Here is a 25,067-nt window from a genome sequence, read left to right as displayed (position 1 = left end):
AGCCATTTCTCATCTATCTCGATAGGATCATCTTGCCGCCCGAGATGACGATTTCCCCATATTTCGACAAGTAGGTCATCCCTAAAAGTGAAACGTCGAGCTCCCCTTGGTTGACCTGTGCGACAACATTCTTATCGCGAAACGGGCCAACAGCAAAGTCATCGATCACAACGGTCGCTGTCGCGACTGTACCATTTGCAGTCCGCGCACGACCATTGAACCGAAGATCGGCTGGGTCGATCCCAGCACGTTTCGCATCTGACTGATTTAGAACTATCGAAGTCGCCCCGGTGTCGACAACGAAATCAATCAATGATCCGTTCAACTCAGCAGTCAGGTAGTAATGACCATCGGACCGAAGGGGGATCTCGATTGCGGGCGTATCGGCATAGACGATGCGCTGAGGCTCACCGACAAGAGCTGCCTTGATTCCATCCCACATCGACACCGCAGCAATCACACCTAGGAAAATTAACCCCCATGCCACTGCGTGCTGCAGGGATTTTCCGAGCGATTGTCGGGCATCAGAGAAGAACCAAAACAGCACCATGGCAGTCAAAACCACCAGGTAAATTAAATGTCCGACTGAGAAGTGATCCATAAAGCCTCCAATCAGTCATATAGGAAGTGTACTTGGCTGTTACGAGGCGAAACCAAAGGCTTTCAGCCCGTCGAGAATGAACTGGATGGAAAGCGCAGCCAACAACATACCGAGCAAGCGCGTGACAACGGTGATGCCCACTTTTCCGAGCGCTCGTTCCAAAATGCCACCAGCAAGGAACAGCAAAATCGCTGAAATAATCACTGCAAGTGCGACACCCAAAACCAGAAAAGTACCTTGAATGCCAGGGGTTTGCCCCGCAAGTAGAATGACGGTCGCGATCGAACCCGGGCCGGCAATTAACGGGATTGCCAGAGGAAAGACAGATGGATCGCTGGAACTGTCGTATTCCTCATTTTCATGCGCCTGATCTTCGCGCCGCTTGGTGCGGCGTTCAAATAGCATGTCTAACGCGGTCAAAAACAAAAGCGCGCCCCCCGCTATGCGGAAAGCGGGCATTGAAATGCCGATAAATCCAAGCACGGCCTCGCCAAAAAACGCAAAGAGCGCAAGGATCATGAAGGCAACAATGCTTGCCCGAAAGGCAATCGCACGCCGTTGCGCCGCTGACATGCCTGGTGTCAAAGCGATGAAGATTGGTAGCAATCCAATCGGGTCAATAATCACAAAGAGCGTCGCGAAGGACGTGATCAAAAACGCGGTATCCATGACGGTGACCCTAAGTCTTAACTCTCAGCTTTTTCAAGCTTTTCCAGCGCAGTCATCCAAAGCTCTTCGGCACGATCCTGTGCTTCCATGACTTCGCCATACTTCTTTTGCCAGACTTCCATCTCGTCCAATCGACCATCCTCATAGAGCGACTGGTCCGCGAGTTTCTTAGAGAGTTTATCACTCATCTCAGTCAGCTTTTCAATGCGCGCTTCGCATTTTCGAACCTCGGCACGCAGAGCCAAAATCACGTCACGAGTGGCTTTTTTAGCCGGCGGTTTCGCGGGCTTATTCTTGGAATTGGCAGGCTTGTCAGCGGCCAAAAGCAACTTGCGATAGGCTGCAAGGTCTTCCTCATAGGGTTTGACCGTCCCGTCGTTCACCAGCCACAGACGATCTGCGACCAAAGACAAAAGGTGCATATCGTGACTGACCAGAATGACAGCACCCTTGTAGGCAGTTAGCGCTTCCACCAAAGCTTCCCGGCTTTCGATGTCCAAATGGTTTGTCGGTTCGTCGAGGATCAGCAGTTGCGGTGCATCCAATGTGGCCAGCAACAGCGACAGACGTGCCTTTTGCCCACCAGAGAGACGCCCAACTTCCGTGTCCGCTTGGGCGGCTCCAAGACCAAAACCAGCGAGACGCGCCCGAATGCGCGCCTGTCCTTCATGACCGCGCTCGCGCATCAGGTGTTGGATGGGTGTTTCATCAACATAAAGCTCATCTACCTGATGCTGCGCAAAGAATCCGATCTTAAGCTTGTTGGACTTGGCGTATTTGCCACCCATTTTTTCCAAGCGGCCGGACAGCAATTTCGCCAGTGTGGATTTACCCTGACCGTTTTTACCCAGCAAAGCGATGCGATCATCCTGATCGATACGCAGATCAAGGTTCTTCAGAACGACAGTGTCGCCATAGCCGACGGAGGCGCCTTCAGTAGAGATAATTGGCGGCGACAGCTCGTCTGGTTGGGGAAAGGTGAAAACCACACGTGCCGCATCTTCCGGCGCTGTAATGGGCTTCATTTTTTCCAGCATTTTCACACGGCTCTGCGCCTGTTTTGCCTTGCTGGCTTTGGCTTTAAAACGATCAACAAAGGCCTGCAAATGCGCACGCTGCGCGTCTTGCTTTTTAGCCGCCGCGGCCTGAACGGCCCGCTGTGCGTTCCTTTGATCCACGAATTGATCGTAAACGCCAGTGTAGTAGGTCAGACGACGCTCATCCAGATGCAGGATACCGTTCACCGAGCGGTTCAGAAGTTCCCGGTCGTGGGAAATGATCAGAACCGTGTGCGGGTATTTGACCAGATAGTTTTCCAGCCAAAGCGCCCCTTCAAGGTCCAGATAGTTGGTCGGCTCGTCGAGCAGTAGGTAATCTGGCTCTGAAAACAGAACAGCAGCCAATGCAACGCGCATGCGCCAACCGCCAGAATAGGCAGAGCATGGCTTAAGCTGATCTGCGTCATCAAACCCAAGACCTTTAAGGATCGAACTGGCGCGCGCTTCGGCACTCCAGGCGTCGATGTCTGTCAGGCGCGTCTGAATCTCAGCGATACGCTCCGGATCGGTGGCTGTTTCGGACTCTGCCAACAAAGAAGCGCGTTCCGTGTCAGCCGCCAAAACCGTATTTATCAAAGATACTTCGTTGCTTGGAACCTCTTGCGACACACCGCCGATCTTCGCTCGTGCTGGCAGGGAGATCGTACCGCCTTCTAGCGCTAATTCACCGCGGATCAGACGAAACAGCGTGGTTTTGCCTGCACCATTGCGGCCAATCAGACCGACCTTATGGCCCGTCGGAATCGTCGCTGACGCGTCTTCAAACAAAGAACGGCCTTCGACTTTGTAGGAGATATCCTGAATACGTAACATGGCTGCGAGCAGTCTATGACGCGGCGTGGCTTGTCAATCGCATTTGCTTACTTCAGCAGCGCATCAAGCCCTTCTGCAGAGTAAGTTTTGAAGCCAACCAATGGGCTTTCATTATCATAAGAGAATGCGAATACGTGGAACTCTTCATGATGTAGAGTTGCGCGGCAAAATGCGTTGGTCACATCCATTCCGCTCGGGCAGTTTTCCAAATCCATATGCGGAACGGAAACTTCAAAAGTTTCATAAGTCAGGGGCAGGGCTTCTGTACCTGCTTGGGCCATGGAGCCGAGGCTGATAAATCCAGCCAATAACAATGTTCTCATCAGTATATCCTTTCAATAGGTGCCACGAATCGTGACACCGAAATACCTGACAAATTTAATTGGGAAATAAAAGCGAATTAGAAATTCATTGCCAATTGATAGCGGTCTTTGTCGTTATCATCCGCCGCAAGATCCCATTCCCCCCAAGTTTTCATCGCATCTACGATCGGAAGAAGCGAACGACCACGCTTGGTCATGGTGTATTCAACGCGTGGTGGGATCTCTGCGAATATCTTACGATCCAGAAGCCCATCAGCCTCAAGTTCCCGCAGTTGCTGTGTCAGCATCTGTTTTGTGATGCCAGGGATCTCTCTTTGCATCGCGCCAAAGCGATTGCTGCCGGATTTGATGACGTAGAGGATCAGGAGTTTCCATTTGCCACCAACTAGGGACTGGCAATGTACAACTGGATCAGGTCGTTTTTCAGATATTTCCATTAGTATGATATTCAGACTAGGTGTGAATTGCGGGTTTATGGTTATAATCATACTAAGTATGATGAATAGTTCTAGAATGATTATTGAGCCTAGTCCCACACAGCGAACTAAGTTTTGAAGGGTGCTTTCGGTTAGATGTTGGAATTGATGTTGTGACGGCCGCCTTTGGGCTTCCCAAACGATGTGCCCCATGCTACTGCGCGCCCAAATTCAACTTTTAGTCCGAGGTTTCTCCAATGGCTCTGGAACGTACATTCTCCATCATCAAACCTGATGCAACTCGTCGTAACCTGACTGGCGCAATCAACGCCAAATTCGAAGAAGCAGGCCTGCGTGTTGTTGCTCAGAAGCGCATCCACCTGACCAAAGCCCAAGCAGGTGAGTTCTACAAAGTACATGCAGAGCGTCCTTTCTACGACGAACTGTGCGAATTCATGGCGTCCGCGCCAATCGTTGCACAGGTTCTGGAAGGTGAAGGCGCAATTGCGAAAAACCGCGAAGTTATGGGCGCAACCAACCCAGCAGACGCAGCACCTGGCACCATCCGTGCAGAGTTCGCTGAGTCCGTAGGTGAGAACTCCGTACACGGTTCCGACGCGCCAGAAACAGCGGCTGTTGAAATCGCATACTTCTTCTCCGGTCTGGAGCTGGTTGGCTAAGCCACGCTGTGATCTGAGAATTCAGATAGGCCGTCTCGTTTCCCGCGAGGCGGCTTTTCTTTTGCCCCAATGGGATACCACCGAATTGGAAACAACTATGACCACTGCAAAACGCATCGTATTGTCGAGCGATCACGCTGATATCGAACTGCGCAAAACCATTGCCAAACATGTGGCTGATCTTGGCTATGAAGCCATCGACATTGGCCCGATGACCTCTGAGAGCACGCACTACCCGCTGCATGGCCAAGCTGCGGCTCAGAAGATTGCCGATGGCGAAGCTGATCTGGGTATCATTCTATGTGGCACCGGGCAGGGCATCATGATGGCTGCCAATAAAGTGCCGGGTATCCGTTGCGGCGTCTGCAGCGATACCTTCTCTGCAAAGATGATCCGCGCGCATAACAACGCGCAGATGCTGTCTCTTGGTGCACGGGTTATCGGCGAAAGCCTGGCTCTTGAGATCGTGGATGCATTCCTAAGCACTGAATTCGAAGGCGGCCGCCACGCAACGCGCGTCGATATGATCGAACAGTAAGACTTAGCCTGAGGGGCGTTCAATCACACCGATCTGGTTCAATATGGTTTCCAGATCAGAGCGCCCCTTATCAAAGGTCATAGCTTTCAACGCATCAAAGCGTTTGCGAAGCTCGGCCTTTTCCTTGCCTTTGCAATCGTTCCAGGGGCGACCTTGCAGGGCCATGACCAGAACGTAATATCCAATAAAGTGAGGGCGTTGGCCGGTTTTCAGGATGCGCCCATAGGCATCATCTGCACCGATCTCTCGCAATTCTTCGGCCGAATGTATTCCAGCGCGGGCGCAGGCCTCTTCATAGGCCGGGCCAAGGTTTTTGATGGTTGAAATCGGCGTTCCCATGAAGACCGCATTACCACGGTTCAGGAACCTGTCCCATCAGGAATTCGAAGCTACTGACAAGTGATGTCAGCTTAGATAGACGCCCAATCGGTGAAGATCGGCTTTTTGCCTTCTGGCTTCTGCTCGGTCGCTTTTACCGGCGGTTTCGGACGTGTTGAACCGGATGACTGCTTCGGGTCGTTTTGCATTGTAATCGGCATTTGACTGCTCCTCATACTCTTCCAAGAACCTGATTTTAGTCTGCTTTTCTTCGGTCCTCGTTACAAAGGGGCGGGCGGATTGGCCCATGTCCCTTCGGGTAGGATGAATGACGATTCGGGCAACAATATGCCGGTGAAAGTCAAAACTGTTGCCGATCTGCATCCAATCGATCTGATCACAATCTTAAATGGCACCTTTACCCAGTGCTCCGATGCTCCAATATCATCTGGGAACGGTGGGAGGAGCATATATGCGCGTTTTGTTGATTGGTTTGTTTTTTATGGCTTCAACGATTGGGGCTACGGCGCAGACTTTGCAGAGCTCTCTTGGGGATCTGACCCTGACCCGCATTGCATCAGGATTCAAAACACCCTGGGCGATCGGATTTTTGCCAGAGAACCAATTTCTGGTCACGGAACGTCGTGGGCGCCTCTATCTCGTTGATCCAAACGGCAGCAAATACCGTATTTCAGGTCTGCCGAATGTTGAGGCCGAGGGGCAGGGAGGATTGTTGGATGTTCTGGTGCCAGGAGACTTTGCCATCACTCAAAACATATTCATGACATTTGCTAAGAAACAGCCAAGAGGCAGTGGCACAGCAGTCGCGCGTGCGCGTCTGGATGTGAACAAGCGCGCGCTCACTGAAGTGGAAACGATTTTTGAAATCGCAGAGGGGTCGAGCGGCGGGCGTCACTTCGGCAGCCGAATAGCCGAAGGGCCGGACGGATCTCTGTATGTCACCATCGGAGACAGAGGGGATCGCCCCTCCGCGCAGAACCTGGCAACCCACAATGGCAGTGTCCTGAGAATTGCCAAATCTGGCGAAGCCGTGGATGGTAACCCTTTCACGGGCGGCACCTCTGCTCAGGCAGAAATTTGGAGCTACGGCCACCGCAATCCACAGGGAATGGCTTTTGATCAATCAGGTCGGCTTTGGGCTGTGGAACACGGGGCGCGTGGCGGGGATGAGGTGAACCTTGTCCGCAGGGGTAAGAACTACGGTTGGCCCGTCATCGCTTATGGACGCCACTATTCTGGTGGCAAGATCGGCGAAGGCACCAGAAAAGCGGGCATGGAACAACCGGAACACTTCTGGGATCCTTCGATCGCGCCTTCGGGCCTGATGGTCTATGAAGATGATCTCTTTGATGAGTGGCAAGGTGACATCTTCATTGGAAGTTTGAAATTTGATTATATTTCAAGACTATCCGGGGCAAACCTCACGGAAGTTGAGGCCTTGAAGTCAGCTGAAACCAAACGTGTGCGCGACGTTCGGCAAGCGCCTGACGGGACGATTTGGTTTATCTCGGAAGATCGCGGGGCAATCTTTCAAATCTCCCGCTAACTGCCTGAAGACCCCATGCTGCCTCTCTCTCGATAAGGGGTGATCCCATAGTGCGTGCGATAGCATTTTGAGAAATGGCTCGGCGAAGAAAACCCGCAAGCGATGGCCACATTTATGATGCTCATATCCGTTTGCATCAAAAGGTTACGCGCGCGTCCCAACCGAAGTTCCATATAGTATCGCTTAGGGGAACGATCGAGATAACGCCTGAATAACCGCTCAAGCTGGCGCGTGGACATGCCGACGCTTTCAGCGAGTTCAGAGGGGCTGACAGGCTCCTCAATATTGGCTTCCATCAGATCGATCACCTGACCAAGGCGTGGGTGGCGCACGCCCATACGGGTAGGCGTTGATAGACGCTGGAAATCCTGATCGGTTCTGATCGATGAATAAATGAATTGATCCGCCACGGCATTTGACAGACCAGTTCCATGATCATCGGCAATCATACGCAACATCAGATCAATGGAAGCTGTGCCGCCTGCCGCAGTGAATCGATTGCGATCAATCGCAAAGACCGAGCGTGTCAGCTGAATCTCTGGGAAATCCTCGATAAATCCATCCTGATTTTCCCAGTGAATGGTCGCGCGGTGTCCATCCAGCAACCCGGCCTTGGCCAAGGCGTGCGCGCCAGCACATAAAGAGCCGATCTTAACGCCCTGACGGGAAATCTTCCTAAGCCAGCCCATGGTTTTCGCTGTGGAGTTAGACTGAATATTCAATCCACCGCAGACTATGAGTGTATCGTCTCGGGTGACTTCATCGAAAGGGATATCTACCGGAAAGGCAATTCCCGCTGAACTTACAACGGGTTCCAGAGATTCGGCAGTACTGGCCCAGCTATAGAGTTGTTTGCCTGACATGCGATTGGCCACGCGTAGACATTCAGTGGCTGTGGCAACAGCAAAGAGTGTAAACTCATTTAATAAAACGAAGACAAATCTGCGCGGTTCCTGTGCTGACGGTTCAACTGGCACTGGAGAAATGTAGTCTTGTGTCACGCTCGCTGAGTCTCACTTTTCAAAAATTGCGCAGATATGGCAGTTGAAGCATTTGCGGGGTTTTCGTCAAGATCGATATTTGGCATACGTTGCCAGTCCGCGATTGTTAGCGGGCAAACTAGCTTATTCAATTCGGAGTAAAGACAATGGCAGAATGGCAAAAATCTGACTGGCGCGCGAAGCCCCGGGTTCAGATGCCGGACTATACGGATCAGGACGCGCTCAACGCTGTAGAAGCGAAGCTCGCAAGCTATCCGCCCTTGGTCTTTGCTGGCGAAGCGCGGAGCCTTAAGGCAAAACTGGCAGCCGCGTCTCGCGGCGAGGCCTTTTTGCTGCAAGGTGGCGATTGTGCGGAAGCGTTCAATCAGTTCAGCGCAGATCATATCCGTGACACCTTCAAAGTGATGTTGCAGATGGCAATGGTGCTGACCTTTGGCGCCAAAGTGCCTGTTGTGAAAGTCGGCCGTATGGCGGGTCAGTTCGCAAAACCACGTTCAGCACCAACTGAAACGGTGGATGGGGTAGAGCTGCCAAGCTACCGTGGTGACATCATCAACGAGCTGGACTTCACCCCTGAAAGCCGCATCCCGGATCCATCCAAGATGCTGCAAGCTTACACTCAGGCAGCAGCGACGCTGAACCTTCTACGTGCGTTCAGCACAGGTGGTTACGCGGATATGCGTGACATTCACGGTTGGACTCTTGGGTTTACCGAAAGTGAAAAGGCCGCGAAGTTCCGTGCCATGGCGAGCCGCATTTCTGATGCGCTTGATTTCATGGAAGCCGCAGGCATCAACAGCGCGCATGAGCATGAGTTGCACACCGTTGATTTCTACACCAGCCACGAAGGGCTGTTGCTGGAGTATGAAGAAGCGCTGACACGTCTGGATTCGACTTCTGGCAAATGGCTGGCCGGTTCAGGCCACATGTTGTGGATCGGAGACCGCACACGTCAGCCAGACGGTGCGCATGTTGAGTTCCTGCAGGGCGTTCAAAACCCAATCGGTCTGAAATGTGGTCCAACAACCACTGCTGACGACTTGAAAGTTCTGATGCAGAAGCTGAACCCAGAAAACGAAGCAGGCCGTCTGACCCTGATCGCACGTTTCGGTGCAGGCACTGTAGGTGATCACCTGCCACGCCTCATCAAAGCGGTTCAGGAAGAAGGCGCGAATGTTGTCTGGTCCTGTGATCCGATGCATGGCAACACCATCAAATCTGCGACGGGTTACAAAACCCGCCCATTTGATAGCGTTCTGCGTGAAGTTCAGGAATTCTTCGCGGTCCACAAAGCGGAAAGCACGATCCCTGGTGGTGTGCATTTCGAGATGACCGGGCAAGACGTCACAGAGTGCACCGGTGGTGTACGTGACGTAACCGAAGAAGACCTGTCCGATCGGTACCACACAGCTTGCGACCCACGTCTGAACGCCAGCCAGTCTTTGGAATTGGCATTCCTGGTGGCAGAAGAGCTATCCAGCCTGCGCGCTGATACATTGGCGGCAAAAGCCAGCTAATCCGCTGTGAAGAAGAAAAATATAAGGCGCGCCCTCGGGTGCGCCTTTTTCTTATGACGTAACCAAAGTCAGGTATGGCACAGAACGAGGTCGACGAGCTTTGGAACGAACAGTTGTAGATGACGTGACGAGCTTCAGGCCACGGTGATGCATGCGTCGAACGATCGCTTGTCGTTCTGTTCCAAGCGGACGAATGATGGAACCCGTCATTTTTAAGTCCAGTCGACGGCGCTTTGAAAGCAACTGTGTTTCAAAATCCAAACAACCAAGAATGCGTGTGCATCGGCCTTGATCATCATTCATAGGCATAAGAACCATGCGGAGATCGTAGGTCTCACCCTCAGCAGTTTTTGACATGAAATCCAACTGAGCATGCGCCGGCAGCCGCACCACGTCCATTATCATTTCTTCCATCATTGGGCGTTTGTGCAGCGGGATGAGAGTGGTCACTGGCAAGCCACGAAGGTCTGTTTTTTGCAAGTCGCAAAGATCTGACCCCACGATGCGAAACCGAGGCTGATCACCCTCATTGCACTCAAGAACGAAGGCCTTGGACAGCGATCCCCGGATTCCGCGAGGGTCGAGGTCGCGGCGGTGGGGAACATGGTTTTGATCCCGTAAAGCCTGCCAATAGGTTTCCACTTCAACTGCAGCAGCGAAACCTGACTCGCCATCCTGCTTAGAAAGCGATCCACCCGTTGAACCGAAGAAACCCTTCATCATATCTGCGCACTCCCAATTCAAGCCTCGATGCTTGTCTAAGCGGCCAGCACAACCTCATGCTTACCGTTTTCTTAATATGGCAGATTTGAATGAAAATTAGCGCAACTTCTTACGAATTGGTTAATTACGCATCAGAAATCCAGCTTTGATTTGCCATGGTCAAGCCGGGTTTCGAAGTGATAGGTAAAGAAAAAACAGGAGAGCGAGCATGTTGCAGTCCATGACCGGGTTTGCCGGGGGCAAAGGGGAAGCCGAGGGCTACACTTGGGCCTGGGAGCTTCGGAGTGTGAACTCCAAGGGGCTCGATCTTCGCTTTCGCGTACCAGATTGGATCGAAGGGCTAGAGCCGCAACTGCGGGCTGCAACATCTAAAGCTGTGACACGTGGCTCTATGACCCTCAGCCTCCGGGTACAGCGCGCTGAAGAAGCGGCCAATCTAGCGCTCAATCATGCAACGTTAGATGCAGTACTGGCTGCACTTGCGGAAGTGGAGCAGAAAGCACTTGATCAGGGTCACACGCTATCCCCAAGCAATGCAACTGATGTGCTCGCAGTCAGGGGGGTTTTGGAAAGCACCAATGCAGATGGCAATTCAGAAGCCCTATCAAAGGCGCTTGTCAAAGCCTATCCAGAACTGCTGAAAAGCTTCATTGAAATGCGCGAAAACGAGGGAGCCACTTTGGAAACGCTCTTACTTGGACAGGTTAAGGAAATCGCAGAGATCACTGAAAAGGCATTAGAAATTGCTGATCAGCGCAAAGTTGAAGTCGCGGAAACCCTTCGGACAAATCTAAAAAAGATTATGGATAATACTGATGGTGTTGATGAGGCGCGGATTGCTCAGGAATTAGCAATGCTTGCGGTCAAATCGGATGTCACAGAAGAAATAGACCGGCTGAAAGCCCATGTCGCAGCAGCGCAGGATTTGATCAAACAAGGCAGCCCCATTGGTCGGAAACTCGATTTCTTGATGCAGGAATTCAACCGTGAGGCAAATACGCTTTGCTCGAAAGCACAGAATGTCGATCTAACCCGTGTTGGTCTTGATCTCAAAGCGGTGATCGATCAGATGCGAGAACAAGTTCAAAACGTGGAATAACGATGCAAAACCGTGTTGATACCCGCCGGGGCCTTTTGATTATCCTCTCCTCTCCGTCAGGAGCCGGGAAGTCGACGCTTTCTAAGCGCCTGCGTGAATGGGATCCAACCATTGAGTTCTCTGTCTCAGCCACCACGCGCGCGCCGCGCTCTGGTGAAGAAGATGGGGTGGATTATCACTTCCTCACTGAAGATGCCTTTAAAGAGACCGTTGCCAAAGACGGCATGCTGGAACACGCCCACGTTTTCGGGAACTTCTATGGCTCTCCAAAGGCTCCAGTGCAGAAAGCCATCGAAAACGGGGCAGATGTGTTGTTTGACGTGGATTGGCAGGGTGCTCAGCAAATCAGCCGATCCTCCCTGCAGGATCACGTGTTGTCGATTTTTGTGCTGCCGCCTTCCATTAAAGAGTTGCGTCGTCGGCTTGAGAGCCGCGGTCAAGACGCGGCCGAGGTGATCCAGAAGCGCATGTCAAAAAGCTGGGATGAGATCAGCCACTGGGATGGCTACAATTACGTGCTGATAAATGATGATTTAGACACAACTTTTGAAAGGCTCAAAGCGATTATCTCGGCCGAGCGGCTAAAGCTTTCCCAACAACCTGGCATGATGGATTTTATCCGCGGCCTACATCAGGAATTCACCGAGGTAGAAGAATGACCCTTTATGCTTTGGATGGTGTCTCCCCAGAGGTTGCAGATGACACGTGGATTGCGCCGGATGCAAATGTAATCGGCAAAATCATTGTCGAAGAAGAGGCCTCCATTTGGTTTGGGGCCACTCTGCGAGGTGACAACGAAGCTATTGTGGTCGGCGCTGGCAGCAATATTCAGGAAAACTCCATACTTCACACCGACATGGGGTATCCGCTGATAATTGGGACAGGGTGCACCATAGGACACAAAGCAATGCTTCATGGCTGTACCATTGGCGATAACAGCTTGATTGGTATGGGCGCGACAGTGCTGAATGGTGCGAAGATTGGAAAGAATTGCTTGATTGGTGCCAATGCGCTGATCACAGAAGGCAAAGAAATTCCAGATGGCTCTTTGGTGATGGGCGCACCCGGCAAAATCATTCGGCAGTTGGATGAGGCGGGTATCGAAGGCCTGCGCAAAAGCGCATTAGGATATCAGGCCAATATGCGACGCTTCCGTAAAGGGTTAGCACCACTGAGCTAGAGGCATAAACAGGGTTTACAATTGAGACCCGTTCCCCAAGTCTGCGCACAAATGCCCAAGACGAAGGTCCGACCATGATTGCCCCGCTGCTCGAAGCGATCCCGCTGCCTGCTTTATTTGTCAGCACGGATTCACGTGTGCGTGGCGCCAATGCCCGCGCCGTTGCTCTGCAACCGAATGCGTCTGAGGATAGGGCGCTGGTGATGGTGTTCCGCCAGCCTGGATTGATTTCCGCAATAGAGAAATGCTTGCAGTCAAAGGAACCTCAGAAGGCGATCTATCTACACAATGAAGAAGGTCAGGAAACACGCTTTGAAGTGAACTGCTCGTTTGTATCATTGGGTGATGACATCGGCGTGCTCGCCTGTTTTCAGGATGTCACACATGTTGAGCAAGCCGGTGAAATCCGTCGAGAGTTTGTCGCCAATGTGAGCCATGAGCTGAAGACACCTTTGACGGCCTTGCTTGGCTTCATTGAAACTCTGCGTGGTCCTGCGAAAGATGACCCGAAAGCGCGCGAACGTTTTCTGGGCATCATGGCGGGGGAAGCCAGTCGTATGAATAGGCTAGTGGGCGACCTACTATCGCTCAGCCGTGTCGAAGAAGACGCGCGTATGCGTCCTCGGACTGCAGAAGACGTCGGGGACATCCTATCGACCGTGGTTCGAAATCTGAACGAGGTTGCCCAATCTCTTGATCATCAAATCATCTTTGAAAAACCCGATGGTGCGCTGAAAGTGCCTTCTGACCGGGATCAACTGATCCAGGTCTTCACGAACCTCATTGAAAACGGCGTGAAATACGGAGGCAGTGAAGGGACAGTGACAGTTCGGGTCGAGCAGGTCGAAAAAGACGCGACATTGCGTAAAGCCGCGGTTCGTATTTCGGTCACCGACACGGGCCCCGGTATTGATCCCGTACACCTGCCACGGCTGACAGAGCGATTCTACCGCATCGATTCTCACCGCTCTCGCGAGATGGGGGGCACCGGACTGGGCCTTGCGATTGTAAAACACATAGTCGCCCGTCACAGAGGGCGTATGAAAATCGAAAGTACGCTTGGAGAAGGAAGTACTTTCACGGTTATTTTGCCAAAAAATTAACGTTTTTTCGCACGTCACGAGGCTTGTCATAAAAGCGTTACATTGGTGTCACAAAAGCTTTGCCAGAAACACCTACTTCCAGCCCCGAAGCCGCGAAACAAAGCGGCTCGGACACTCAGGAGTTAATTACATGTCTGTCAAGCTGACTGCTTCCGCACTGGCGATCGCTGCCGTTGCTGCCACCTCTGCTGCTGCACGCGACCAAGTGCAAGTTGCCGGTTCTTCCACTGTTCTGCCATACGCTTCCATCGTTGCTGAAGCTTTCGGTGAGAACTTCGACTTCCCAACCCCAGTTGTTGAATCTGGTGGTTCTTCCGCAGGTCTGAAGCGCTTCTGCGAAGGTGTTGGCGAAAACACCATCGACGTTGCCAACGCTTCCCGCAAAATCAAAGACAAAGAGATCAAAGCTTGCGCAGAAAACGGCGTAACTGACATCATTGAAGTTCGTATCGGTTATGACGGCATCGTTTTCGCATCCGACATCAACGGCAACGGCTTTGAATTCACACCTGTTGACTGGTTCAACGCTCTGTCTGACAAAGTTCTGGTAGACGGCAAGCTGGTCGACAACCCAAACAAAACTTGGGCAGACGTGAACCCAGCGTTCCCAGCGCAGCCTCTGGCAGCTTACATCCCAGGCACAAAGCACGGCACACGTGAAGTCTTTGAGGACAAAGTGATCCTGGCGGGCTGTGAAGAAACTGGCGCATTCGACCTGATCAAAGCGGATCTGGGCGGCGACAAGAAAGCAGCTGAAAAAGCGTGTATCGCACTGCGTACAGACGGCGTTTCTGTAGACATCGACGGTGACTACACAGAAACTCTGGCATCCATCGAATCCAACAAAGACGGCATCGGCGTCTTCGGTCTGGCATTCTTCGAGAACAACACCGACAAGCTGCAAGTTGCAACTATGTCCGGCATCGTTCCTTCCACCGAGTCCATCGCGACTGGTGAGTACCCAGTATCCCGCCCACTGTTCTTCTACGTGAAGAAAGCACACATCGGCGCGATCCCAGGTCTGAAAGAATACGCTGAATTCTTCGTTGCAGACGAAATCGCTGGCCCAGATGGCCCTCTGGCAGAATACGGCCTGGTGTCTGACCCAGAGCTGGAAATGACACAAGAAGCGGTTTCCGAAGAAGCTGTTCTTGGCGCAAACATGTAAGCTAAGGCTTATTTGGGGATGGCGTGATTGCGCGCCATCCCTTATTCGTTTGGCCAGTCCAAACTAACCAGAATCCGGAGTTCTCATGCCTGTGTTGTGGCTTGTGCTGATCGTGATTGCTTTTGCAACGGTCGGCTTTTTTCTTGGAAGACAGCGGGCGCTGTCCTCGGGGGATGGCGATAGCCGGAACCTGCATTCTCTGCCCATCTATTATGGGATGAATGTTGCGCTTTCCGTCTTAGTACCGTCAGCGCTTGTTTTGGCGATCTGGTCCTTGGCGCAGCCGATGATCATCGAAAACTCCGTCTCGTCCATGATTTCCGTCGAGAGCCTTGAAGAAGGTACACCGTTGGATCTGGTGATGTCCGACGTGCGCCGCATCGCGGATGGTCTTGATCTGGCTGTTGCGCAGGGCGCTTTGACGGGCGACCAAGCCGACAATATGCGCGCTGATTTGACTGATGTGCGAAGCCGTCTTGGTGAAATTGGCGTTGCACTTGGCTCTGAGGTGAAACCAGAGGTCATGGAAGCCGCACAGGCCTATCGGGCTCAGAATGCCGATGGCACGCTGATGATGACGCTGCTTGTGCTGTCTCTGGCTGCTGCTGGTTTTGGCTATTCCTATTTGCGCAGCCACAAAGATTTCCGGGCACGCAATGTTGTAGAGAATGGCGTGCTGATCCTGCTGATCGCGGCCGCTTCGATCGCAATCCTGACCACCGTTGGCATCGTCCTGTCGATGGTTTTTGAAACTAAAAACTTCTTTGGCTTGCACAGCTGGACGGATTTCTTCTTCGGTTCCACATGGGCACCAAACTTCCGTGGCGACTCCGAACTGTCGATCCTGCCGCTGCTTTGGGGCACGATTTATATTTCCATCGTCGCGCTGATTGTGGCTGTGCCAATCGGTCTCTTCGCAGCGGTCTACCTTTCTGAGTATGCCTCCAAGCCGGTGCGCAGTTTTGCAAAACCGCTGCTAGAGATCCTCGCGGGTATTCCAACCATCGTTTACGGCCTCTTCGCTCTGGTCACATTCGGTCCGTTCCTGCTGAAAATCTTTGGTGACGGCGGTGTGCTGGGTGTTGATTGGATGACTGATGCGCGTTCCGTTGCGACAGCGGGCATCGTTATGGGCGTCATGCTGATCCCATTCGTGTCTTCGCTGTCTGACGACATCATCAATGCGGTGCCACAGGCAATGCGGGATGGCTCTCATGGCCTTGGCGCAACTAAGTCTGAAACCATCAAACAGGTGGTTTTGCCAGCGGCTCTACCGGGCATCGTTGGTGCCATCCTTCTGGCGGCCTCGCGCGCGATCGGTGAGACCATGATCGTGGTCATGGGGGCAGGGGCCATTGCCCGCTTTGCCGGCAACCCACTCGAGGCCCTGACAACCATCACCACACGTATCGTCAGCCAGCTGACAGGTGACGGCGACTTTGCCTCCCCTGAAACACTGGTGGCCTTTGCCCTTGGTCTGACACTCTTTGTGCTGACCTTGGGTCTGAACATCCTCGCCCTCTACATCGTGCGCAAATATCGGGAGCAGTACGAATGAGCGACGCATCCATGCCTGACACTGGGCCGAATGCAGCCCCTAAAGCTGTTAAGACGTCGATCCACACGCTGGACGACCGCACCAAAAAGCGCAACGCAGCCGAAAGCCGTTTCAAAATGTACGGTATCGCGGCCATCGCAACCGGCCTGTTGATGCTGATCGTGCTGCTGACGACTATTATCGGCAACGGTTATAGCGCCTTCCAGCAGACCTTTGTGACGCTTGAAGTCGAACTTCTGGAAAGCAAGCTCGACAAAAAAGGCGAGCGCGACATTGAGAAGATTAAGAAGGTATCCACCTTCGGCTATGCGCCGCTTTTGAAAGGTGCTTTCGAGGCCAAGGTCGAAGAGCTTGGCATTGAAACCGAGCTCAAGTCCAAAGCCATGGCCGGTCTGCTATCCAAATCGGCTGCGAAAGACCTGCGGAACCTGGTTCTGGAAGACATCAATCAGATCGGTTCCACCGTTGAAATGACCTTCCTGGCCAACAGCCGCGTGGATGGCTACCTTAAAGGTCGCGTGAGCCGCGAAAGCATCGCTAATGACAAGAATATTTCACCTGAACAGCTTGATTTCGTGGATCAGCTGGTCGAGGCGGGCGTGATCAAAAAGAAGTTCAATCTGAATTTTATCATCGGCGCAGACGCCTCTGACCAACGTCCAGAAGCTGCGGGTATCGGCGTCTCAATGGCTGGCTCTTTCTTCATGATGCTGGTTGTTCTGGGTCTGGCTCTGCCAATCGGTGTTGCCGCGTCGATCTATCTGGAAGAGTTCGCACCGAAGAACTGGCTGACCGACATCATCGAGGTGAATATCTCAAACCTTGCGGCGGTTCCGTCCATCGTATTTGGTATTCTGGGTCTGGCGGTTTTCATCAACTACATGCACTTGCCACAGTCAGCGCCGCTGGTCGGTGGTCTGGTACTAACGCTGATGACTCTGCCAACGATCATCATCTCAACCCGCGCGTCCCTAAAGGCTGTGCCTCCGTCCATCCGTGACGCGGCTCTGGGTCTAGGCGCGTCTAAGATGCAATCGGTCTTCCACCACGTGCTGCCTCTCGCGGCTCCGGGCATCCTGACCGGCACCATCATTGGTCTGGCGCAGGCGCTTGGTGAAACCGCTCCGTTGCTTCTTATCGGTATGATCGGCTTCATCGCGTCGAACGCACCAACGGGCATTGCCGAAGGCCTTCTGTCGCCGAACTCTGCCATGCCTGCACAAATTTACGAATGGGCCAAACGTGCCGACCCAGCGTTCTATGAACGCGCCTGGGGTGGCATCATCATCCTGCTCGTTTTCCTTGTCACCATGAATACAATCGCAGTGATCCTGCGCCGCCGCTTCGAACGCCGCTGGTAATCTGTTAGAAGGTTTCAAACCCATGTACGACGCACCAAATCTGGAGACCGCCGTGGAGCAACAAGACATCAAGATCGCCGCGGACAAGGTCCAAGTCTACTACGGCGACAACCACGCCATCAAAGACGTCTCTGTTGAGATCGAAGACAAAACCGTGACCGCCTTTATCGGCCCGTCAGGCTGCGGTAAATCCACCTTCCTGCGCACCCTGAACCGCATGAACGACACCATCGATATCTGCCGTGTCGAAGGTAAAATCGCGCTGGATGGTGAAGATATCTACGACCCAAAGGTTGACCCGGTTCAGCTGCGCGCAAAGGTGGGCATGGTGTTCCAAAAGCCTAACCCATTCCCAAAGTCGATTTACGACAATATCGCGTACGGCCCGCGCATCCACGGATTGGCGAACTCTAAAGCCGACCTTGATGTGATCGTTGAAAAATCCCTGCGTCGCGGCGCGATCTGGGATGAGGTTAAAGACCGTCTGCACGCACCGGGCACTGGCCTTTCTGGTGGTCAGCAACAGCGCCTGTGTATCGCTCGTGCTGTCGCGACAGAACCAGAGGTTCTGCTGATGGATGAGCCGTGTTCAGCGCTTGACCCGATTGCAACCGCACAGGTCGAAGAGCTGATCGACGATCTGCGATCCCGTTATTCCGTGGTCATCGTAACCCACTCCATGCAACAGGCGGCGCGTGTCTCACAAAAGACTGCGTTCTTCCACCTCGGCAATCTGGTCGAGTACGACGACACCTCCAAAATTTTCACCAACCCAACCGATGAGCGCACCGAAAGCTACATCACCGGTCGGATCGGCTAAGGACTTTTTCAATGAACGATACGCATATTGTTTCAGGCTTTGACCGCGATCTGGAAAGCGTTCAGGCCCATATCATGAAAATGGGTGGTCTGGTCGAACAGAACATCCTGGATGCCGCTAAAGCGCTGCGTGACCGGGACGAAGAACTTTCTGATCGCGTTCGCAAAAGCGACAAGGCAATTGATGCCCTTGAAGAGATGATCAACGAAGAGGCCTCCCGTATCATCGCTCTGCGCGCGCCGGCCGCAGTTGACCTGCGCGTTATCCTATCAGTGATGAAAATCGGGGGGAACCTCGAACGTATTGGTGACTACGCCAAGAACATGGCGAAACGGAACGCTGTACTTGTCCAGATGGTGCCAGTCGAAGGTTCCCGCACCGCGCTTGGCCGCATGGCCCGCGAAGTGCAACTGATGCTAAAAGATGCACTGGATGCCTATATCCAACGCGACGTTGAACTGGCTTATGACATTCTGGAACGCGATCGTGAGATCGATCAGATGTACAACGCGCTCTTCCGTGAGTTCCTGACTTTCATGATGGAAGACCCGCGCTACATCACTCCATGTATGCACCTGCATTTCATCGCCAAGAACACCGAACGCATGGGGGACCATGTCACCGCAATCGCCGAGCAGGTGATCTATCTGGTGACTGGCAGCATGCCGGATGAAAGCCGCATCAAAGAAGACATCACCTCCCGCGACCCTGAGGCCTCGGTACCAAATTCCTAAGACGAAAAGACCATGTCTGATCATCCAAAAGTTCTGCTTGTCGAAGACGAGCCTGCGCAGCGCGAAGTTCTGTCTTATAACCTTCAGTCCGAAGGCTTTGACGTCGTGACAGCCTCTGATGGCGATGAAGCGATGCTTCTTGTCTCAGAGGAAGCGCCTGACATCATTGTCCTTGATTGGATGTTGCCGGGAATTTCAGGCATCGAGATCTGTCGTCGCCTGAAGCTGCGATCAGAAACACGCTCTATTCCAATCCTTATGCTCTCTGCGCGGTCTGAAGAAGTTGATCGTGTGCGTGGTCTAGAAACTGGGGCCGACGACTATGTCGTAAAACCCTATTCCGTACTGGAGCTGATGGCACGTGTGCGCAATCAACTGCGCCGCGTTCGCCCCTCGACCGTCGGTCAGCGTCTGGAGTTTGAAGATATCATCCTAGACAGCGAAACCCATCGCGTCACACGTGCCGACAATCAGTTGAAACTCGGCCCGACAGAGTTTCGCCTGCTGTCCACATTTATGGAGAAGCCAGGCCGCGTCTGGAGCCGCGAACAGCTGCTGGATCGGGTATGGGGCCGTGATATCTACGTTGATAGCCGCACCGTTGACGTCCACGTGGGGCGTTTGCGCAAAGCGCTCTGTTTGCATGGCGGTGAAGACCCAGTGCGCACTGTGCGCGGGGCAGGGTATGCTTTAGGGTAACTAACACCAAGCAGATGGAATGAATGTAGGTCGGGCTTGAGCCCGGCCTTTTTAATTAAGCGGCGTTAGGAAGTTGGAGCGGGTAACGGGAATCGAACCCGTAACTAAAGCTTGGGAAGCTGCCGTGATACCTTTTCACCATACCCGCGCCCGCATTGGACTAACTGACAGAAGAGGCAACCGCAAGGCAGATCAGCTATCCGCGCCGCCGGCGTCGACGCCGACCCCCGTCAGATTCCTCGCCTCCGCCCGCATTGAAGGAAACATCAGGTAGAGCCACGAGCGCGTTTAAGATCGGGAACGGATCTGCGGAGTTTGGCATCGCAGAGGCATTTACGAAATGTTCCTGGAAGCGCGGCTCCACAGCTGTTTCGATCTTTTCAATCTCGCCCACGGTTTTTTCGATGTCTTGACGGGCATCAATGTTCAACAGCGCAATTCGTGCGCCCGTACCCGCAGCGTTGCCAGCGCTTGTGACTTTTTCAAGTGGGCAATCGGGGATCATACCCAGAACCATGGCGTGTTTGGCCGAGATATGTGCCCCAAAGGCGCCGGCCAGTACGATACGATCAACAGTGTCGACCTCAAACTTATCCATAAGAAGGCGTGCACCAGAGTAGAGCGCGGCCTTAGCCATCTGAATGGCACGAATGTCAGGATTGGTCACAGTTATGACGGGTCCGCCATCTGCTGAACCATCCCAGAGCAGATAAGAATGCGTGCGCCCGTCAGCGATGCAGCGTGCGCTGCCGGTTTGCTCTGCACTGCCGATGAGGCCTGAGGCATCAAGAAGCCCGGCAAGGCGCATTTCTGCAATGACCTCGATAATCCCTGAACCGCAGATGCCAGTAATCCCGGTTGTGGCGATTTCGCGGTCAAAACCTTCTTCGTCAGACCAAAGTTCAGAACCGATGACACGGAACCTTGGTTCTTTCGTCACCGGATCAATCTCAACGCGCTCAATCGCACCAGGGGCTGCGCGCTGGCCAGAGCTGATCTGGGCACCTTCAAAGGCCGGACCAGTGGGTGAGGAGCAAGCCAGTACGCGGTCTGTGTTCCCAAGAATGATCTCAGCGTTTGTGCCAACATCTACCAGCAACACCAGGTCTTCGGAGGTGTTTGGGGACTCCGACAAAGCAACTGCCGCGGCATCCGCACCCACATGTCCTGCGATACATGGCAGGAGATAGACACGCGCACCTTGATGAAGACCAAGCTCTAAATCACTGGCTTTCAACGACAAAGATGTATTGAGCGCCAAGGCGAAAGGTGCCTGACCCAACTCAAAAGGATCGATGCCAAGGAAGAGGTGATGCATCACTGGGTTGCAGACGAAGGTCGCGTCCAAAATGAGATCTTTTTCAATCTCTGCTTCTCCAGCGATCTGATCAAACAAAGCGCGCATACCTTCACGCACAGCCTTTGTCATTTCCTGATCGCCGCCCTTGTTCATCATGGCGTAGCTTACGCGACTCATCAGATCTTCGCCGAAGCGAATTTGCGGGTTCATGATACCTGACGATGCAACAACCTCACCTGATTTGAGATCGCAGAGGTGTGCAGCAATGGTCGTCGAGCCGAGATCAACAGCGAGCCCATAGACGGACCCTTCATAGTAACCCGGCCAGACACGCGTGATCTCAGCTGTGTCGCTGTTATGCCCTTGATGAACCGCGACAGTGACTGACCATTCACCCTTCCGCAACAGAGGCTGCAACTGAGGCAGCAGGGTTGGGTCAATGGTCAGGTTTTCGATCGACCATTGATTTTTCAGCGCTGTCTTCAGACGTTCCAAATCACCAGACGGTTTGTGCATGTCAGGCTGTTCGACCTCGACATAGTAAAGTCGCACAGCCGTATTTAGGGTGATGTCGCGTGCTTCAGCGCGTTTACGCACCACTTGACGGTGGACCTGACTTTCTGGTGGCACATCGATCACAACATCTGACTGCACCTTCGCCTGACACCCCAGGCGACGCCCATCAATTAAACCACGTTTGTCTTTGTAGCGCTGCTCTACCGCGTTCCATTCAGAAAGCGCATCTTCGGAAACCGTAACGCCATGTTTGGGAAACTCTCCAACGGATGGCGTGATCTGACACTTCGAACAAATCCCGCGACCACCGCAAACCGAATCCAAGTCCACACCCAGTTGACGGGCCGCCGTCAGAAGGGGCGTTCCTACCGGGAAACGACCTCGTTTTCCGGACGGGGTAAAGATCACTAAGGGATCCTGGCTCATGTCTGCACCTGTCAATTTCGCGCTCGTTTCGGCGACAATAGGCGAATATTTGGAAAGCGAAAGCCGCGAAGCGATCAAATCATGCTCATTGCCGACCTTCACATGCAGAAAAGGCCTTTCGCATCTGCCTCGAACATGCAATAGGGAAGCGCCAAACGACCCCACCCAAGGAGATGTGTGATGGAGATTCGTGAGGCCCTTACCTTCGACGACGTATTGCTGGTTCCCGGCGCTTCTGAGGTGCTGCCAAGCACGGCAGATACACGCACGCGCGTGACTAATTCGATCTCTTTGAACATCCCGCTCTTGAGCTCTGCGATGGATACAGTCACCGAGGCCCGTATGGCAATTGCCATGGCGCAAGCGGGTGGCATGGGTGTCATTCACAAGAACCTCGATCCAGAAGAACAATCCAAGCAAATCCGCCGGGTGAAACGCTTTGAAAGTGGGATCGTTTACAACCCGATCACATTGAAAGCAAACCAGACTTTGGCAGATGCCAAGGTGCTGATGGAGCGCTACCGAGTCACTGGATTCCCGGTTGTCGATGAAACTGGCCGCGTTGTGGGCATCGTTACCAATCGTGACATGCGTTTTGCAGAAAGCGACGAGACGCCAGTGTCGGTCATGATGACATCTGACAATCTCGCGATGCTTCAGGAGCCTGCGGATCTGGAAGAAGCCAAGAGCCTCATGAAAGCCCGCCGTATCGAAAAGCTGCTGGTTGTCGATGGTGAAGGCAAGCTGACAGGTCTCTTGACGCTGAAAGACACAGAGCAGGCCGTTTTGAACCCGACCGCCTGTAAGGATGACCTCGGTCGTCTGCGCGTTGCTGCGGCGAGCTCTGTTGGCGACAGCGGATTTGCGCGCTCTGAGTTGCTGATTGATGCAGGCGCGGACATCATCGTTGTCGACACAGCGCACGGCCACTCACAAGGCGTTCTGGACGCTGTAACCCGCGTGAAGAAACTTTCAAATCAAGTTCAGGTGATCGCAGGCAATGTGGCAACCGGAGAAGCGACTAAAGCGCTGATCGACGCAGGTGCGGATGCGATCAAAGTGGGTATTGGTCCTGGCTCTATCTGTACAACCCGCATGGTTGCAGGCGTGGGTGTGCCTCAGCTGACAGCGATCATGGATTGCGCGGCAGCAGCAGGCAAAACACCGGTTATTGCAGACGGTGGCATCAAGTTTTCTGGCGACTTTGCGAAAGCAATCGCAGCTGGAGCCTCCTGCGCTATGGTTGGCTCCATGATCGCGGGTACAGACGAAAGCCCGGGCGAAGTGATCCTGTACAATGGCCGTTCGTATAAATCCTACCGCGGCATGGGATCTCTGGGTGCAATGGCGCGTGGATCAGCAGATCGCTATTTCCAGAAAGATGCGGCTTCTGACAAGCTCGTGCCGGAAGGCATTGAAGGTCAGGTGCCTTACAAAGGCTCAGCAGGCACTGTGATCCACCAGCTGGTGGGCGGTCTGCGTGCAGCTATGGGGTACACCGGCAGCGCAACGGTTGAAGATATGCACAAGAAAGCCAACTTCGTGAAGATCACCGGGGCAGGGCTGAAAGAAAGCCACGTGCATGACGTTCAGATCACGCGCGAGGCGCCAAACTACCGGGTTGGCTAATGACACCTGCGGCGCGCGTTCAAACAGCGATTGAGCTCCTGGAGCCCATTCTGGACGGCGCGCCAGCAGAGCGGGTTCTAACACAATGGGCCCGCAAATCCCGGTTTGCGGGATCTAAAGACCGTGCCGCAATTCGAGACCATGTATATGATGTACTGCGGCGTAAGAAATCAGCGGCGTATTCAGGCGGCGGGGCTTCCCCGCGAGCGTTGATGATCGGTCTCCTCAGGCTCCAAGGTATTGATCCCGAAGAGATTTTCACCGGAATTTCTTATGCGCCTGATCAGCTGTCCGAATCTGAGAAATCGCATTCAGAAATCGGGGAAACAATTGACCTGCCGAACTGGATCACAGCCGACCTGAAGGCCTCTCTTGGTGATGAATTTGATGAGATTGAACAACATCTCAAAAACCGCGCGCCGGTTGTTGTTCGTGCAAATCTTCGCAAGGCTACGCGTGAGGCCGCTAAAGCCAAATTAATCGCTGAGGGTATCAAAACAACTGAACATCCTGCCTCCAAGACAGCGCTCGAAGTTCAGGAGGGTGCTCGGAAAATCAAAAATTCTGCCGCTTTTCGGTTCGGTGAAATCGAACTTCAAGACGCGGCCAGCCAAGCCGCGATTGAAATGCTGTCTAAGGCTGCCACAGATGCAGGCCTGGGGCGTGTTCTAGACTATTGTGCCGGAGGCGGTGGCAAGCTCTTGGCCATGGCGGGGAAATTCGAAGGGCGGTATTTCGCCCATGACGCGAACCCATCCCGGCTAAGAGACCTACCAGAACGCAGCAAACGGGCTGGTGTGAAAGCCAAAATCCTTGCCACAGCTGACCTGAGTGCGAATGCCGCCTTCGATTTGATCTTCTGCGATGTTCCATGTTCCGGTAGTGGAACATGGCGTCGTGATCCTGATGCCAAATGGAAGCTTGATCGAACTTCGCTTAATAAAACACTGCTAATACAAAGAAATATCCTTTCGGATGCTTCAAGTCTTGTTCGCAGCAAAGGCTATTTGGCCTATGCAACCTGCTCTCTCTTGGATGCTGAAAACAAAGATCAGATATCTGTTTTCTTAGCCGACAATCCAGACTGGCAATGTCTCTACCAAAGAAGCTGGACACCACTGGATGGCTGCGATGGATTTTTTACCGCTCTGCTTCAGAAGCCTTAAAAAGAATTACCTATTGTAATTCAACCTATGCGGGTTTTAACCTGTTTAGGAATTATTGACCAATTTCTATCAATGATGGCGTGA

At 53.1% G+C, this 25,067-nt stretch carries 26 protein-coding genes and 1 tRNA gene; 16 read left to right on the top strand and 11 right to left on the bottom strand.

Annotation, left to right across the window (positions count from 1 at the left end; genetic code table 11):
• Positions 1 to 13: 13 nt before the first annotated feature.
• The 5 genes from M0D42_RS06100 to M0D42_RS06080 all read right to left on the bottom strand — a co-directional run bounded on the left by M0D42_RS06100 (position 14) and on the right by M0D42_RS06080 (position 3,901).
• Positions 14 to 601: a retropepsin-like aspartic protease family protein gene (locus tag M0D42_RS06100; RefSeq protein ID WP_265020704.1), complete on the bottom strand. Its 588-nt coding sequence runs from the start codon at positions 599 to 601 to the stop codon at positions 14 to 16.
• 39 nt (positions 602 to 640) lie between these two features.
• On the bottom strand, positions 641 to 1,270 hold the full coding sequence (locus M0D42_RS06095; protein ID WP_265020703.1) for a MarC family protein: 630 nt from the start codon (positions 1,268 to 1,270) through the stop codon (positions 641 to 643).
• A 17-nt stretch (positions 1,271 to 1,287) separates the two neighbouring features.
• The gene (locus tag M0D42_RS06090; RefSeq protein ID WP_265020702.1) at positions 1,288 to 3,141 is read right to left on the bottom strand and encodes an ABC-F family ATP-binding cassette domain-containing protein; all 1,854 of its coding nucleotides are present in this window, start codon (positions 3,139 to 3,141) and stop codon (positions 1,288 to 1,290) included.
• Positions 3,142 to 3,188: 47 nt separating this feature from the next.
• The gene (locus M0D42_RS06085) at positions 3,189 to 3,464 is read right to left on the bottom strand and encodes a hypothetical protein (RefSeq protein ID WP_265020701.1); all 276 of its coding nucleotides are present in this window, start codon (positions 3,462 to 3,464) and stop codon (positions 3,189 to 3,191) included.
• Between the two features lie 77 nt (positions 3,465 to 3,541).
• On the bottom strand, positions 3,542 to 3,901 hold the full coding sequence (locus tag M0D42_RS06080; RefSeq protein ID WP_265020700.1) for a winged helix-turn-helix transcriptional regulator: 360 nt from the start codon (positions 3,899 to 3,901) through the stop codon (positions 3,542 to 3,544).
• Between the two features lie 236 nt (positions 3,902 to 4,137).
• Here M0D42_RS06080 and ndk point away from each other — a divergent pair, with 236 nt between their 5' ends.
• Both ndk and rpiB read left to right on the top strand, forming a co-directional pair.
• Positions 4,138 to 4,560, top strand: coding sequence for a nucleoside-diphosphate kinase (gene ndk, locus M0D42_RS06075; RefSeq protein WP_265020699.1), 423 nt, complete (start codon positions 4,138 to 4,140; stop codon positions 4,558 to 4,560).
• A 97-nt stretch (positions 4,561 to 4,657) separates the two neighbouring features.
• A complete protein-coding gene (gene rpiB, locus M0D42_RS06070) occupies positions 4,658 to 5,098 on the top strand; it encodes a ribose 5-phosphate isomerase B (RefSeq protein ID WP_265020698.1) in 441 nt (146 codons plus the stop codon).
• Between the two features lie 3 nt (positions 5,099 to 5,101).
• On the opposite strand, the gene M0D42_RS06065 is transcribed toward rpiB, so the two are convergent.
• Together M0D42_RS06065 and M0D42_RS06060 are read right to left on the bottom strand one after the other, a co-directional pair.
• Positions 5,102 to 5,437 (bottom strand): TfoX/Sxy family protein, encoded by a 336-nt coding sequence (locus M0D42_RS06065; RefSeq protein WP_265020697.1) that lies wholly within the window; start codon positions 5,435 to 5,437, stop codon positions 5,102 to 5,104.
• Positions 5,438 to 5,508: 71 nt separating this feature from the next.
• Positions 5,509 to 5,637, bottom strand: coding sequence for a hypothetical protein (locus M0D42_RS06060; RefSeq protein WP_265020696.1), 129 nt, complete (start codon positions 5,635 to 5,637; stop codon positions 5,509 to 5,511).
• 251 nt (positions 5,638 to 5,888) lie between these two features.
• Here M0D42_RS06060 and M0D42_RS06055 point away from each other — a divergent pair, with 251 nt between their 5' ends.
• Positions 5,889 to 6,983 carry a PQQ-dependent sugar dehydrogenase gene (locus M0D42_RS06055; protein WP_265020695.1) on the top strand — a complete coding sequence of 365 codons (1,095 nt, stop codon included), beginning with the start codon at positions 5,889 to 5,891 and terminating at the stop codon, positions 6,981 to 6,983.
• On the opposite strand, the gene M0D42_RS06050 is transcribed toward M0D42_RS06055, so the two are convergent.
• Complete coding sequence (locus M0D42_RS06050; protein WP_265020694.1) at positions 6,980 to 7,984, bottom strand: GlxA family transcriptional regulator; 1,005 nt, start codon at positions 7,982 to 7,984, stop codon at positions 6,980 to 6,982. The genes M0D42_RS06055 and M0D42_RS06050 overlap by 4 nt on opposite strands.
• Positions 7,985 to 8,130: 146 nt before the next feature.
• On the opposite strand from M0D42_RS06050, the gene M0D42_RS06045 reads away from it, so the two are divergent.
• Positions 8,131 to 9,501, top strand: a complete 1,371-nt coding sequence (locus M0D42_RS06045; RefSeq protein ID WP_265020693.1) for a class II 3-deoxy-7-phosphoheptulonate synthase — start codon at positions 8,131 to 8,133, stop codon at positions 9,499 to 9,501.
• Positions 9,502 to 9,552: 51 nt separating this feature from the next.
• Here the strand turns inward: M0D42_RS06045 and M0D42_RS06040 are convergent, their stop codons facing one another.
• Positions 9,553 to 10,224 carry a PAS domain-containing protein gene (locus M0D42_RS06040; protein WP_265020692.1) on the bottom strand — a complete coding sequence of 224 codons (672 nt, stop codon included), beginning with the start codon at positions 10,222 to 10,224 and terminating at the stop codon, positions 9,553 to 9,555.
• Between the two features lie 208 nt (positions 10,225 to 10,432).
• Between M0D42_RS06040 and M0D42_RS06035 the strand changes: the two genes are divergently transcribed.
• From M0D42_RS06035 to phoB, 10 genes are all read left to right on the top strand, one after another.
• Positions 10,433 to 11,323: a YicC/YloC family endoribonuclease gene (locus M0D42_RS06035; protein ID WP_265020691.1), complete on the top strand. Its 891-nt coding sequence runs from the start codon at positions 10,433 to 10,435 to the stop codon at positions 11,321 to 11,323.
• Positions 11,324 to 11,325: 2 nt separating this feature from the next.
• Positions 11,326 to 11,982 (top strand): guanylate kinase, encoded by a 657-nt coding sequence (gene gmk / locus M0D42_RS06030; RefSeq protein WP_265020690.1) that lies wholly within the window; start codon positions 11,326 to 11,328, stop codon positions 11,980 to 11,982.
• Positions 11,979 to 12,503, top strand: a complete 525-nt coding sequence (locus tag M0D42_RS06025) for a gamma carbonic anhydrase family protein (RefSeq protein ID WP_265020689.1) — start codon at positions 11,979 to 11,981, stop codon at positions 12,501 to 12,503. The genes gmk and M0D42_RS06025 overlap by 4 nt, the downstream gene beginning before the upstream one ends.
• A gap of 74 nt (positions 12,504 to 12,577) precedes the next feature.
• The gene (locus tag M0D42_RS06020) at positions 12,578 to 13,606 is read left to right on the top strand and encodes an ATP-binding protein (RefSeq protein ID WP_265020688.1); all 1,029 of its coding nucleotides are present in this window, start codon (positions 12,578 to 12,580) and stop codon (positions 13,604 to 13,606) included.
• A gap of 130 nt (positions 13,607 to 13,736) precedes the next feature.
• On the top strand, positions 13,737 to 14,774 hold the full coding sequence (locus M0D42_RS06015) for a substrate-binding domain-containing protein (RefSeq protein WP_265020687.1): 1,038 nt from the start codon (positions 13,737 to 13,739) through the stop codon (positions 14,772 to 14,774).
• An 85-nt stretch (positions 14,775 to 14,859) separates the two neighbouring features.
• Positions 14,860 to 16,332 carry a phosphate ABC transporter permease subunit PstC gene (gene pstC, locus M0D42_RS06010; protein ID WP_265020686.1) on the top strand — a complete coding sequence of 491 codons (1,473 nt, stop codon included), beginning with the start codon at positions 14,860 to 14,862 and terminating at the stop codon, positions 16,330 to 16,332.
• Positions 16,329 to 17,693: a phosphate ABC transporter permease PstA gene (pstA, locus tag M0D42_RS06005; protein ID WP_265020685.1), complete on the top strand. Its 1,365-nt coding sequence runs from the start codon at positions 16,329 to 16,331 to the stop codon at positions 17,691 to 17,693. Before pstC ends, pstA begins: the two co-directional genes overlap by 4 nt.
• A gap of 22 nt (positions 17,694 to 17,715) precedes the next feature.
• On the top strand, positions 17,716 to 18,513 hold the full coding sequence (pstB, locus tag M0D42_RS06000; protein ID WP_265020684.1) for a phosphate ABC transporter ATP-binding protein PstB: 798 nt from the start codon (positions 17,716 to 17,718) through the stop codon (positions 18,511 to 18,513).
• A gap of 11 nt (positions 18,514 to 18,524) precedes the next feature.
• A complete protein-coding gene (gene phoU, locus M0D42_RS05995; RefSeq protein ID WP_265020683.1) occupies positions 18,525 to 19,247 on the top strand; it encodes a phosphate signaling complex protein PhoU in 723 nt (240 codons plus the stop codon).
• A gap of 12 nt (positions 19,248 to 19,259) precedes the next feature.
• On the top strand, positions 19,260 to 19,946 hold the full coding sequence (phoB, locus tag M0D42_RS05990) for a phosphate regulon transcriptional regulator PhoB (RefSeq protein WP_265020682.1): 687 nt from the start codon (positions 19,260 to 19,262) through the stop codon (positions 19,944 to 19,946).
• 74 nt (positions 19,947 to 20,020) lie between these two features.
• On the opposite strand, the gene M0D42_RS05985 is transcribed toward phoB, so the two are convergent.
• Together M0D42_RS05985 and M0D42_RS05980 are read right to left on the bottom strand one after the other, a co-directional pair.
• Positions 20,021 to 20,094, bottom strand: a tRNA-Gly gene (locus tag M0D42_RS05985).
• Positions 20,095 to 20,142: 48 nt separating this feature from the next.
• Positions 20,143 to 22,188: an ASKHA domain-containing protein gene (locus M0D42_RS05980; RefSeq protein WP_265020681.1), complete on the bottom strand. Its 2,046-nt coding sequence runs from the start codon at positions 22,186 to 22,188 to the stop codon at positions 20,143 to 20,145.
• A 180-nt stretch (positions 22,189 to 22,368) separates the two neighbouring features.
• Here M0D42_RS05980 and guaB point away from each other — a divergent pair, with 180 nt between their 5' ends.
• Together guaB and M0D42_RS05970 are read left to right on the top strand one after the other, a co-directional pair.
• Positions 22,369 to 23,817, top strand: a complete 1,449-nt coding sequence (gene guaB / locus M0D42_RS05975; RefSeq protein WP_265020680.1) for an IMP dehydrogenase — start codon at positions 22,369 to 22,371, stop codon at positions 23,815 to 23,817.
• The gene (locus M0D42_RS05970) at positions 23,817 to 24,983 is read left to right on the top strand and encodes an RsmB/NOP family class I SAM-dependent RNA methyltransferase (RefSeq protein ID WP_265020679.1); all 1,167 of its coding nucleotides are present in this window, start codon (positions 23,817 to 23,819) and stop codon (positions 24,981 to 24,983) included. Before guaB ends, M0D42_RS05970 begins: the two co-directional genes overlap by 1 nt.
• Positions 24,984 to 25,067 lie beyond the last annotated feature (84 nt).

This window comes from Cognatishimia activa (assembly GCF_026016445.1).
Lineage (GTDB): Bacteria > Pseudomonadota > Alphaproteobacteria > Rhodobacterales > Rhodobacteraceae > Cognatishimia > Cognatishimia activa_B.
The sequence above is the reverse complement of the archived record's forward strand: the minus strand, read 5'-3'. Positions and strand labels throughout refer to the sequence as shown.